Genomic DNA, 11,564 nt, shown 5'->3' with positions numbered 1-11,564 from the left:
CCCCCGAGGCCCTCAACGCGCTCGCCAGCGCCGTCACCGGTGACGGCGAGCGAGCGCTCGTGCTGGCACGGGTGCTGCGCGGCGCGGGCGTGGAGGTGGTCCAGATGCAGCTGTCCGACGAGCGCGGCGTGGTGGCGCTCCAGTTGGGCGACAGGAATCGCGCCACCTGGCGGAAGCTGGTGAAGGACGGGTTGGCCCACGGCGGCATCGTGGAGCTTCCGCCCGAGGAAGCCGCGGCCCTGCTCGCCGAGGCCGCCGGCACCAACCTGCGCACCCGCACGCCCTTCCCCCAAGGACTGGACGTGGTGCTGCGCCACTTTGGTGTCCAGCCGCAGCAGGCGCCCACGGAGCTTCCTCCGCCCGAGCCCGAGGACGTCCGCCTCGCGCAGGAAGCCGACGTCCTCCACGACACCGTGGAGCTGGCTTCGTGGCTGCCTCCGGAGCCCGACATGCGGGTCCTGGTGCAGAAGATGGACGAAGTGGTGCACAGCCCCCTGTCGCTGAGCGACGTGCAGCGCCAGGAGCAGCTCCAGGCGGCGGTGCTCGGCGTGGCCCGGGACTTCTTCACCCCCGAGGTGCGCCAGCGCTACGCGCTGCGGCTGTGGCGGATGGCGAGCTACTTCGAGCGGAGCAGCCGCCCACGCGAGGCGGACATTGCCCGGGCCGAGGCCCGCCGGCTCTTCCATGGGGCCCAGGAGCCCTTCTCCCGCTTCGCCGAGCGGCTCTTCGAGAAGGTGCTGGCCCTGGTGGCCGCCGCCGGGGCGCGGGCCGGTGCTCGGCCCGGCGCGGACACCGGCCCCGCGGAGGCCGCGCCTGCTCCCACGCTGGAGCGGCGCAGCCCCGGCGGGCTCATCATCCCCTGAGCCCAGGGGACCTACGCACGGCCACTCAGGCCGGCGTCACGCGGGCACGCAGGAGCAGGTCCAGGTTCTCCCGCTCCCACGCGAGGGCGCGGGCGTAGTCGTGGAACTGCTTCTCGTGCTCCATCAGCTCGGGCGGGTGGATGCAGCGCCGCCCGTCATCGCCCTTCCGCGTCCGGTACACGTGGTGGAGCATCTCGTGGAAGACAATCCACTCCACGAAGTAGCGGGGCACCACCGGCTGGTCCAACGCCGGGTGGATGCGGATGACCTTCGAGTCCGCGGAGTAGGAGCCCATCTTGATGCTCTTGCGAGGCCCCTTCACCCGCGGCGCCGGGCCGTAGGTGATGGCCGCGTCGATGCGGCCTTCGAAGTAGCGCTCGTTCAGCCGGGCGTAGATGCGCTCCAAATCGTGGTGCTGCCCCACGGGCTCCAGCCGGATGCGCTTGCGCATCTGCGCCGGAGACAGGCGCCGGATGTAGACGCGGTTGCGCTCGATGAACTTGTCCAGCAGCACGCTGGCGTCCGGGTCACCCTTGCGCACGAAGCTGGCGAGCGCCTGCACCACGTCGTCCGGAGCGACCAGGAACATGTGGTGCAGCCGAAGCCGCCACATGGCCCGCTGGCGTTGGAACGTCAGCATGGTGTGCGTGTTGTCGTGAATCTCCAACGCCACCTTCGCGCGCAGGCGCGTGCGCAGCCGGCGTTCGAGCACGCGACGCCAGACCTTCAAGAGCCTGTTGGGCTCGGGGACGAGGGGAACCTGCCGGGCCACCCGGCCGGCCGTGTAACTCCGCTTCCTGATTACGTTTTTCTGACTCTTCGGGCGCGCCATAAGGGTTCCGGATTCTACGGACCCGTCTGACATGTGTAAACGCGCTCGGGAAGGCGAAAGCCCTGGAATTCCAACGACTTAAGGCCACTCGAGCCCACCAGGGCCCACTTGTCCGCCGCTGGGGCAGGATGCCGCATACGCTTCAAACGCCCGATGTCACTGGCGTCGCTTCTTGCATGGAATCTGCAGGACGAGCGGCCCCTCGCTCGCCGGCTCTATGAGGTAGGGTTTTGTACCCTTCGGCTTCCGACGCCCCGGGCACTGGTAGCTCACCCGGATGGGGCCCGCGGGCAGCGAGACCAGGGTGTTGATGGGGAGGCGCTCGCCCCCCTCACGCCGCAGCACCGTCCGGGCGGGAGCATCGAAGCGGACGCTCACCCGAGAGACTTCGGCGGTGGCCGCGGGCGGCACGTCCGCGTTGGCTTCAGGGGACGCTGGTGCTCGCGCCTCCGGGGGCTTCGCCGGTTCAGTCGGCGCCGTCGCTTCCGGGCGTCCGTCGTCTTGCGCCACGGTGGGCGCGTTCGTGAGTGTGGCGGCAGGCAGCGCCTGTCCCGTGGCGGGCCGGACGACGGGTGACGCCGTTCCCCGCTGGTCCAGCGCGCCGACCGACAAGTCCTGAGGCTGCCTCGCCGATGCGCCGTGCGCGCCGCCCCAGAACCACCACGTCAGGCCAATGCCCAGGGCGAGCAGCCCCACGACACACGCCACCACCAGCGCCACCGGACGCTTGCGCTCGGGCGGCATGGCCCGCGTGTCGGCGGTGAACTCGCCCGAGTCCCCACCGTAGCCCATGGTGGACTCGTCATCGTCCGGATCATCCCGGAGCGTGGGCCGAGGGTCGGTGTACTCCAGCGAGGACTGGCGCAGGTCGGCATGGAGGAAGTCTTCGTCGTCCTCCTCCTTGTGCCTGGCGCCTCGGGACGGGGGCGGGCTCCTCGGTGGCTGCGGCCGCTGATTCACCGTGGCGGGCGTCAGGGAGACGGACTGGGAGAGCTCCACGTCCAGCGAGAATGCGCGACGCGGAGGCACCGGCGTGATGGACACGGAAGGAGCCGCGTCCTCCTCCGGCGGAGGGGGCCGGCGCGAAGCCGCCACGTGGGAGGGAGACGACGGGCCGGGGCGACGCGTGCGGGACGGCTCCGCCACGCGCGCGGGAGGAGGCGCCATGTGCGGCGAGGAGCGGCGAGCCGGAGCCGGCGGTGTCGACGCAGGACGGGATGGAATGTCTCTGGGTCGACTCCGCTGCGGAACAGTGGACTCTCCGTCGCCGATGTCCAGGTCCTCCACCACCGGTGCCGTGGCCCGGTACCCCACGGGCGAGGTGGCGACGGCGGTGGACATCTCCGAATCCTCGTCGTCGTCCTCCGCCTGGAGGGCAGGCAGGTCGCGCGGGCGCGCCATCAGCGTGGCGGGCTCGGGCTCGTCGCCGGAGAAGGACACCGGCACCGAGTCCCTGGAGGCGCGGCGAGGCGTGGGCCGAGCGGTGAGGCCAGGCGTGAGCTGCGCGCTGGGCACCGAGGCCAGGTCGGACTCGGGCGTGGTCGAGGACAGCGTGGGGGCGGTGGACTCCAGCACAGCCGGGCGCCGCGGCGGCTCGGCATCCTGGGAGAGCCGAGCGCCCTGCAGTGGCACGGTGGCTTCACGCCGGCCGGGGCCCTTGGCCTCGGGGATGTGGAGGATGGTGCGCTCCTCCTCCTCGCCCAGCAGTCGGCCGATGTACTCCGACACGTCCAGGCTCTGCCGGAGGGTGCCGGATGCGAGGAAGGACTCCAGCGCGTCGTGCACCTCCGACGCGCGCTGGTAGCGCAGGGCGCGGTCCTTGGTGAGGCAGCGCATGACGATGCGCGAGAGCGCTGGCGGGTAATCGTCGCGAAGCAGGTGCGGCGGCGACGGGTCCTCGTAGCGGATGGCGTAGAGGATGCCCTCCGTCGTCGGCTTGGCGAAGGGCTGCCGGCCGGTGGTGATTTCGTACAGCATGGTGCCCAGCGCGAAGATGTCCGCGCGGTGGTCCAGCCGCTCCTGCGACACCTGCTCCGGCGCCAGGTAGAGGAACTTGCCCTTGATGACGCCCGGCTTGCTGCGTTCCATGAACGCGCCCGCCTTGGCGATGCCGAAGTCGACCAGCTTGACGCGCCCGTCGTAGCCGATCATCACGTTCTGCGGGCTGACGTCGCGGTGGATCAACTCCAGCGGGCGCCCATCCACGCCGCGGCTGTGGTGCGCGTAGTCCAGGCCGGCGGCCACCTGCGCGCAGATGCGCGCGGCCACGCCATAGGGCACCGTGGCGCCGAACTTGGACTCCTCGGCCATGACGCGCCGCAGGTCCACGCCCTCCACGTACTCCATGGCGATGAAGATGTTGTCGCCCTCCTTCCCCAGCTCGTGCACCTGCACGATGTTGGGGTGGTGGAGCTGCGCAGCGATGCGCGCCTCGTCCAGGAACATCTGGACGAACTCGGGCTCCTCCGAGAGGTACGGAAGGATGCGCTTGAGCACCACCAGCTCGGGGTCCGGCGGCCGCTGGGACAGGAACAGCTCCGCCATGCCTCCCACGGCGAGCCGCTTGATCAGCAGGTAGTTACCGAACGGAATGGCCGTCTGGGGCGAGCTCACGAAGAAAGGTCGTCTGTCTGAAGGTGAATGGACTGGACTTTTCCGGAGCTTACCCACAATCACCGGCTCCTGGGAGCCAGGGACCCGCATCGGTGGGTTCCGGACACCCACCCCGCCTTCCGGGCCCAAAAAGAAGCCGCCCCTCCCCGGGTGGGCGAGGGGCGGCCGAATCAACCGACGAGGGCCACGCCCTCGTCGCGGGCCCTTACTCCGTCTGGGCGCCGGGGGCGGCCGGACGAAGCGTCTCGGGCTCGGTGACCACACCCTGCAGGTCGTTACAACCCTCGGGGTAGAGCACCGTCGTCCACGTGTTGGTCGTGCCGGGAATCACGCCCGCGTCGTTGAAGCAGCTGAACGTGCTGGTGCCACCGTCCATGCAGGGCGCGTGGGTGTAGGTGTCCCACACGCCGCGGATGCCGTCCGGGAACGTCACGGAGCCACCGTCGTTCACCATGACGCGGTAGTCGCAGCGCGGCGTGCCACCATCGGTCGTCGTACCGAAGGTGGTGAGGTTGTTCACGAGCACGCCGCCGGAGACCTCGAAGCCGAAGTGCATGGTGTCTTCGCCACCATCGGGAGTGGCGAGCCGCTTCATGGCCATGGGATTGGCGTCAGTCAGAGTCAGCGGCCCCTGGATGTGGACACGAGCGCCCAGGTGCTCCAGGTTGGGCCGGCCAGAGCCGCCATCCGAGTTGCCGAAGCCGTTGTCGATGCTGACCGCGATGTCGTTGGGCGGTGTCATCGTGCCCGTCTTGGTGATGACCATCGGGGTGGCTTCGCTTGCGCCGCGGAAGTCGAAGTTATTCTTCAGGACCTTGCGGTAGCCCTCGCGGTCCCGGAAGCGGCTGTTGTTCTGGACGAAGCCCTGGATGGTCACGATGTCGCCCCTCGCAGGCACGTACGTGGTCGGCGGATCCGTCCGGTACTTCTGGACGAAGATGCCGTCCTGAGCGTTGTTCGGATCAGCCACCCAGAAGTCCGCCGAAACGCCCGTGTCCTTCGAAGAGACGTAGACCACCGTCGTGACGACGACGCCCTCCAGGATGATCTGCGGACGGTCGTCCAGGAGGCGCGCCTCGCGGATGGTCACCGTCTGGACGCCCGCGTCGCCCGTGCCCGCGTCACCCGTGCCCGCGTCACCCGTACCCGCGTCGCCGGTCCCGGAGTCCGGGCTACAGGTGCCGAGGCAGCCAGCGTCCGGCAGCGGATCCGTATCGTCGTCACGGCCAGAACAGCCAGCCAGGGATGCCATCGTCGCCGCGGTCACCAGCGCCGCCGCGCCTAGCGTCTTGCGCAGTTGCATTTCGAGAATCTCCATTCGTTCCGGCGCCGCGGTTCATGAACACCGACGCCTGTCGGCCAGGGGGTTGGCGCCTTATACCGGTGCCTCGAGGGGGGCGGCAAGGAAGCCTCCTTGTCGGAGGTGTCAGTCTGGTGAAATCGCGACCCTCCCTGTTGCGCCGGGTGAACGATTCCTGCGACCGCGTGTCTGTCGTGAAATCCAGACTGCTGTGACGCACCGTGCGTGTTCGCGAGCCAGCGCGTGGCGCTCACGTCAGCGCTCATCGCGGGCTGAGGGTCCATGCAGCCGGATTCCCGTCCGGCGATGGGAACACCGCCACCCTCGCCCCGTGGCCTGGCTTGCGCCGCACGCGGCATGCCACCATGGAATGCGTCCTGCACTCGTTCACTTCATGACCTCCCAAACGTGTCTCACCGCCCTGCTTGGCTTCGGCGTCTTGACGGCCTGCATCAATGTCCCCGACGTCGTCGAGCCACCGGCACTCCCGGACAGCGGGACGCCCTATGTCAGGCTCCAACTCGCCGGGGGCGCGACCCACGTTCGCGGCACGGTCACCGTCCACATCGAAACCAACGGCGAGTCGCCCGACGACGTCGAGCTCCTGCTCGATGGCGCGCCCCTTGGGAACGTCACGGCCCCGACCGAATTCGCATGGGACACCTCGGCGCATACGGAAGGGCAACACTCCCTGACTGCCCGTGTCAGGCTCCAGAACGCAACGTGGCAGAGCGAGCCACTCGTCGTCACCATCGACCGGACACCGCCGACCATCGCCCTGAGAGCGCCGGCCGACGGGGAAGCGGACGTCAGCGCATCCCACCCCATCCGGGTCGAGTTCTCCGAAGCGCTCCATCCAGACAGTCTCGCCGCATTGAGCGTCGAACTCCTCGTCAACGGTGAAAGCGTCGCCAGGACACTGAGCCTCTCCGAATCCCAGCGGACCCTGGAGATTCAAGCCGGCGTCGAGCTTCCGCTCCCCCGAGATGTGGAGGTGAAGCTCACCGGCGTCCGGGACCTCGCGGGGAACCCCGTAGCAGAGCCTTGAGTGAGTTGGTCCTGGAACGTCCCTGCGTGGCTCCCGGTCGGTCCCCGCGATGGGCTCGTCATCGAAGAAGGTGCTGCGACCCTGACACGGCTCGCGCTGAGGGAGCACGCTCCGCAAGCCGCGGTCGTTGCGTTCCGGGTCGACAACGGCGTGGGGGTACGTCGCTGGACGGGGCAGCGCTGGGAGCGACTGGGCTCCGTCCTGAAGCCCGCCAGCACCACCGCCGACCTCCACTTCAGCAACGACGGCGAACCGGTCGTTGCCTTCTCCCACTTTTTCAAACGAGAGGACGAAGAACTCAACCTTGTCGACGTGGCCGAAACGGCCCTCCATCGCTGGGCGGGCGCTGAATGGGAACGTTTTGCACTAACCGCCAGCGACTGGGACACGGAGTGGCATGCGAACTGGCCCGTGCAGCGCGAAGCCCCCTCCTTCGCGTTCGACACAGCGGGGACACCCTTTCTCGCGCACGGGACTGGCGCCTACTCGGGATTCGGCTGCCAGGGTGACGTCCATCTCGCCGTCCAGACCCAGAGCGACGGAAACTGGCTTCAAGTCGACAGCCCGTCTCGCGGCGCTCCAGAACAGTGCGGAATCGTCTCCACCCCGACCCTGTCGTTGAACAGCTCGCGGCTCCCGGTCGTTGCCTGGACTGAAGTCATTCAAGATGGAGGTACGCCGACCCAGGACGCGCGCATCTTCGTCAAGCAACGCACGGCCGTAGGCTGGAACGCTTTGGGCGGAGCCATCAGGCACCACTCTGGTGGCACCTTCGCGTCTCAGCCCGTCTTGAAGGTATCGGCCGCGGACGTGCCCGTCCTCGCCTGGAAGGAATCCAATCCCAGCGGCTCTGGCACAACGGCGACAGACATCTACGTGCGTCAGTGGGAAGACCGCCAGTGGAAGGCACTGGGCGGCCCTCTCAGCGCAGCTCCCGGCAACACCCCCGCGGACAGCCCCGCGCTCGCACTGGACAGCGAGGGCACCCCGGTCATCGCCTGGATCGAAGAAGAGGGCACCGCCAGACGCGTGCACGTCAGGACGTGGACCGGCGACGCCTGGCTGCCGCTCGGCACTGCGCCCAGTGCGATTCCGGAGTCCAACGGCGCCGCCACGGTGTCGCTCCAGTTGGACACGGACGGCACCCCCTGGGTGGCATGGGACGCCAGCCCAGGCGGCGATCCTGCACGAATCTTCGTCTACCGCTTCAACCGCTAGCCAGCCCCACGCCGCCAGTCGCTACACTGGCGGCATGGCATCCTCTCCCCTCCCCTTCCTCCGCGGCCTGCGGCCCACGCTGCACATCGCCCACCGTGGAGGCGCGGCCGTGGCGCCGGAGAACACGCTGGCGGCCTTCCGGCAGGCCGTGGAGCGCTATCGCACGGACATGCTGGAGCTCGACCTCCACCTCACCCGGGATGGGGAGCTCGTCGTTGCGCATGACACCACGCTGGAGCGCTGCACGGACGGCACGGGCCCTCTGGCGGCGCTCACGCTGGCCGAACTCCAGCGGCTGGACGCGGGCTTCCACTTCACGCCCGATGAAGGCCGCACCTTCCCGTTCCGGGGCCAGGGCGTGCGCATCCCCAGCTTCCGCGAACTGCTGCGCGCCCTCCCCAACCTGCGCCTCAACGTGGAGCTCAAGCCGGATGTCCCCGGCATCGAGGACACCTTCGCCCAGGTGCTTCAAGAGGAAGGGGCCCTGGAGCGGGTATGCATGGGCAGCGAACTGGACACCGTGGCCGAGCGGCTGGTGGAGCGTCTCCCTTCCGCCTGCCACTTCTATCCCCGCGATGCACTCGCGGCCTTCGTCATCGCCCTGCGTGGCGGGGACACACCGCCGGAGGACCCGCGCTACACCGTGCTCGACATGCCGCTCTACTTTGGTGAGGTCCGGCTGGTGGACACGGACTTCCTCCAGCAGTGCGCGGCCCGGGGCAAGTGGGTCAACGTCTGGACGGTGGATGACCCGGCGGAGATGCACCAGCTCCTGGCGGAAGGCGTCGGCGGCATCATGACCGACCGGCCGGACGTCCTGAGGCAGATCATGGACGCCCCCCCGAAGCCGGGATAAGCCCCGGATTCATGCCTCGCACCACCGCTCGTACGCGCTCGAAGCCCGCCCAGGCCGCCCCCGCCCAGGAAGAGGCCCCCGCGGCCACCCCGCGTTCCCGCAACACGTTGCGTGTCAAGGTGCCCAAGGCGCGGCGCTTCGTGGCGCTGGCGGGCAACATCGGCGCGGGCAAGACGACGGCGGCGAAGATGATCAGCCAGGCCTTCGGCTACGAGCTGTTCGACGAGCCCGTCATCGACAACCGCTTCCTGCGTGACTACTACGCGGACATGTCGCGGTGGTCCTTCACGCTCCAGCTCGAGTTCCTCATCCGGCGCGTCGAACACCACGAGCTCATCCACTCGTACCGCCGCAGCTGCGTGCAGGACCGCACCCTGTACGAGGACCCGGAAATCTTCGCCAAGTACCTCCACGGCCTGGGACACCTGACGAACGCGGAGCTGGACCTGTACTACGAGTACTTCCAGCGGCTGTCGCGCCACATCATCCGGCCCGACAAGGTCATCTGCTTCGAGGTCGGCAGCGTGGAGGTGCTCCTCCAGCGCATCCGCACCCGGGGACGCGAGGAGGAGAAGGGCATCCGCCACCAGTTCCTTCGGGGCCTCAACGGCTACTACGCCAGCTTCCCCCTGGTGCTGCAGGAGAAGTACGGCGTGGACTGCCTCACCATGGACGTGTCGAAGCAGGACATCCGGCGAGGCCGGGGACGCGAGGAGTTCCTCGACCGCGTCTCCACCTTCCTGGCCTGAGCGCCGCGCCCGCGCCTGTCACCTGCGCGGACATTGTCTGGCCCATCGCGTTAGAGCTTGGGATATCCACCGGATGAACCGGCGCGGCCCGGCCGCAGGCTCCGTCCGACAACCCAAGGTGCGAGATGACCGACCTGAGCGCGAAGAATCCGAAGGACACGGAGGTGGTGATGACCCAGCTCATCCTGCCTCCGGACGCCAACAACCTGGATGCTGCCTTCGGCGGCAAGGTGATGCAGTGGATTGACATCTGCGGGGCCGTGGCCGCGCAGCGCCACTGCCGGCAGGTCGTGGTGACGGCCTCCATGGATGATTTGCACTTCCACGCCCCCATCAAGGTGGGCTGGGTCGCGCTGCTGCACGGCCGGGTGCTGGCCGCCTTCCGCACCTCCATGGAGGTGGGCGTCACGGTGCACGCGGAGAACCCGCTCACCGGCGAGCGTCACCTCACCACCAGCGCGCTGCTGACCTTCGTGGCCATCGACAAGGACGGCCAGCGCGTGCCGGTGCCGCCCCTGCTGATGGAGACGGACGCGGACCGCATGGCCTTCCAGGAGGCCCAGACACGCCGGACGCTGCGTCTGGCTCGGCAGAAGGAGAACCAGTCCTGGTTGAAGGTGATGACACCCATCGCGGGTGCCTGACGCACGAAGGCCGGGCGAGGCACCCGCCCCGGCCCGGCCTTCCCGCCCGTGTCACGGGCGATACCGCGGCGGTACGGCTCAGGTCGTGAACGACGTGCCGCAGCCGCAGGAGGACTTCGCGTTCGGGTTGTTGAACTTGAAGCCCGAACCGGTGATGGCGGAGACGTAGTCAATCTCCGTGCCCCCGAGGTACTGGCTGCTCATCGGGTCGGAGGCGATCTTCACGCCATCCTGCTCCCAGACGGTGTCACCGGCCTTGGACTCCTTGACCAGGTTCAAGTCATAGCCCAGGCCGCTGCAGCCAGCGGGCACGACGCGGATGGAGAAGAAGTAGCCCTCGAAGCCTTGGGCCTTGATGACGCTCTTCACCTGCTGGATGGCGGCGTCCGTCAGGCGCACGGCCACCGGAGTGGCCTGGGAAGCCGGCGAGGCGGCGGGGGCGGCGGAAGTCGTGGGGGTGCTGTCCATATCCATGTCTCCTCTAGGGGACTTATAACGCCCGGGCCCGGAAAATCCATGGGCCCAGCCCCTGGGTTATATGCATCCGACATGGCTCGGACCTTCCAGACGCTGCTGGCCGGAGTGAAACAGGAGATTCGCGAGGTCTCCGTGGACGACGTGAAGCGGCTGCTGGACGCCCGGGCCTCCGTGCGGCTGCTGGACGTCCGGGAGGCGGACGAATACGCAGGTGGCCGGCTGCCAGGCGCCCTCCATATTCCCAGGGGTTACCTGGAGCTGCGCATCGAAAGCCAGGTCCAGCGGGACGAGGAGCTGGTCGTCTACTGCGCCGGGGGCACCCGCTCCGCCCTGGCCGCCAAGACGCTGAAGGAGCTGGGGTACGAGCGTGTGTCATCCCTGGCCGGCGGCTACAACCGGTGGAGTGACGCAGCCCTGCCAGTGGAGAAGCCCTTCGTCCTCACTGCGGAGCAGAAGGAGCGCTACCGCCGCCATCTGAGCCTCCCCGAGGTAGGTGAGGCGGGCCAGGCAAGGCTGCTTCAAGCCCGCGTCCTGCTGCTGGGCGCCGGCGGACTGGGCTCGCCGGCGGCGCTGTACCTCGCGGCCGCGGGGGTGGGAACTCTGGGCATCGTCGACTCGGACGTGGTCGACCTGAGCAACCTCCAGCGGCAGGTCATCCACACCCGCGAGCGCCAGGGCCAGCCCAAGGTGGCCAGCGCCCGAGCCGCCATCGAGGCGCTCAATCCGGACGTGAAGGTGGTGGGCTTCGAGGAGCGCCTCACCTCGCACAACGTGTTGACGATTCTGGAGGGCTTCGACCTGGTGCTGGATGGCGGGGACAACTTCCCCACGCGCTACCTGCTCAATGACGCGTGCGTCATGCTCGGCAAGCCCAACGTCCACGGCTCCATCTTCCGCTTCGAGGGCCAGGTGACGTCCTTCGTCCCCGGCCAGGGCCCCTGCTACCGCTGCCTCTACCCCGCCC

The 11,564-nt window shown here is 68.7% G+C and carries 11 protein-coding genes; 7 read left to right on the top strand and 4 right to left on the bottom strand.

Features of this window, described 5'->3' with window-relative positions:
- A partial coding sequence (locus tag FL344_RS36880) for a hypothetical protein (protein WP_141621796.1) occupies window positions 1–863 on the top strand: 863 nt, incomplete at its 5' end.
- 25 nt (window positions 864–888) lie between these two features.
- Here FL344_RS36880 and FL344_RS36875 read toward each other — a convergent pair.
- The 3 genes from FL344_RS36875 to FL344_RS36865 all read right to left on the bottom strand — a co-directional run bounded on the left by FL344_RS36875 (window position 889) and on the right by FL344_RS36865 (window position 5,626).
- Complete coding sequence (locus FL344_RS36875) at window positions 889–1,635, bottom strand: hypothetical protein (protein ID WP_090489233.1); 747 nt, start codon at window positions 1,633–1,635, stop codon at window positions 889–891.
- A 216-nt stretch (window positions 1,636–1,851) separates the two neighbouring features.
- Entirely contained in the window at window positions 1,852–4,308 is a 2,457-nt protein-coding gene (locus tag FL344_RS36870; protein ID WP_141621795.1) for a serine/threonine-protein kinase, read from the bottom strand.
- 205 nt (window positions 4,309–4,513) lie between these two features.
- Window positions 4,514–5,626: a hypothetical protein gene (locus FL344_RS36865; protein WP_141621794.1), complete on the bottom strand. Its 1,113-nt coding sequence runs from the start codon at window positions 5,624–5,626 to the stop codon at window positions 4,514–4,516.
- Between the two features lie 376 nt (window positions 5,627–6,002).
- Here FL344_RS36865 and FL344_RS39600 point away from each other — a divergent pair, with 376 nt between their 5' ends.
- From FL344_RS39600 to FL344_RS36845, 5 genes are all read left to right on the top strand, one after another.
- Window positions 6,003–6,656, top strand: coding sequence for an Ig-like domain-containing protein (locus FL344_RS39600; protein ID WP_228565638.1), 654 nt, complete (start codon window positions 6,003–6,005; stop codon window positions 6,654–6,656).
- Complete coding sequence (locus FL344_RS39595) at window positions 6,657–7,874, top strand: hypothetical protein (RefSeq protein WP_228565637.1); 1,218 nt, start codon at window positions 6,657–6,659, stop codon at window positions 7,872–7,874.
- A gap of 34 nt (window positions 7,875–7,908) precedes the next feature.
- On the top strand, window positions 7,909–8,730 hold the full coding sequence (locus tag FL344_RS36855) for a glycerophosphodiester phosphodiesterase (RefSeq protein ID WP_141621793.1): 822 nt from the start codon (window positions 7,909–7,911) through the stop codon (window positions 8,728–8,730).
- 11 nt (window positions 8,731–8,741) lie between these two features.
- Window positions 8,742–9,479 (top strand): deoxynucleoside kinase, encoded by a 738-nt coding sequence (locus FL344_RS36850; protein ID WP_141621792.1) that lies wholly within the window; start codon window positions 8,742–8,744, stop codon window positions 9,477–9,479.
- Between the two features lie 125 nt (window positions 9,480–9,604).
- Entirely contained in the window at window positions 9,605–10,123 is a 519-nt protein-coding gene (locus FL344_RS36845; RefSeq protein WP_011552660.1) for an acyl-CoA thioesterase, read from the top strand.
- 78 nt (window positions 10,124–10,201) lie between these two features.
- Here FL344_RS36845 and FL344_RS36840 read toward each other — a convergent pair whose 3' ends face one another.
- On the bottom strand, window positions 10,202–10,591 hold the full coding sequence (locus tag FL344_RS36840; RefSeq protein WP_090489251.1) for an iron-sulfur cluster assembly accessory protein: 390 nt from the start codon (window positions 10,589–10,591) through the stop codon (window positions 10,202–10,204).
- An 81-nt stretch (window positions 10,592–10,672) separates the two neighbouring features.
- Here FL344_RS36840 and FL344_RS36835 point away from each other — a divergent pair.
- Window positions 10,673–11,564: ThiF family adenylyltransferase (locus FL344_RS36835; RefSeq protein ID WP_194863397.1), on the top strand; the 892-nt coding region annotated here is incomplete at its 3' end.

Source organism: Myxococcus sp. AB036A (assembly GCF_006547355.1).
Lineage (GTDB): Bacteria > Myxococcota > Myxococcia > Myxococcales > Myxococcaceae > Myxococcus > Myxococcus virescens.
Note: the sequence above shows the minus strand (reverse complement) of the source record. Positions and strands in the feature narration are given on the sequence as shown.

Coding starts and splice junctions, on each gene's coding strand:
- FL344_RS36850 (WP_141621792.1), top strand. CDS start 8,742: ATGCCTCGCACCACCGCTCGTACGCGCTCGAAGCCCGCCCAGGCCGCC.
- FL344_RS36855 (WP_141621793.1), top strand. CDS start 7,909: ATGGCATCCTCTCCCCTCCCCTTCCTCCGCGGCCTGCGGCCCACGCTG.
- FL344_RS39600 (WP_228565638.1), top strand. CDS start 6,003: ATGACCTCCCAAACGTGTCTCACCGCCCTGCTTGGCTTCGGCGTCTTG.
- FL344_RS36865 (WP_141621794.1), bottom strand. CDS start 5,626: ATGGAGATTCTCGAAATGCAACTGCGCAAGACGCTAGGCGCGGCGGCG.
- FL344_RS36845 (WP_011552660.1), top strand. CDS start 9,605: ATGACCGACCTGAGCGCGAAGAATCCGAAGGACACGGAGGTGGTGATG.
- FL344_RS36840 (WP_090489251.1), bottom strand. CDS start 10,591: ATGGACAGCACCCCCACGACTTCCGCCGCCCCCGCCGCCTCGCCGGCT.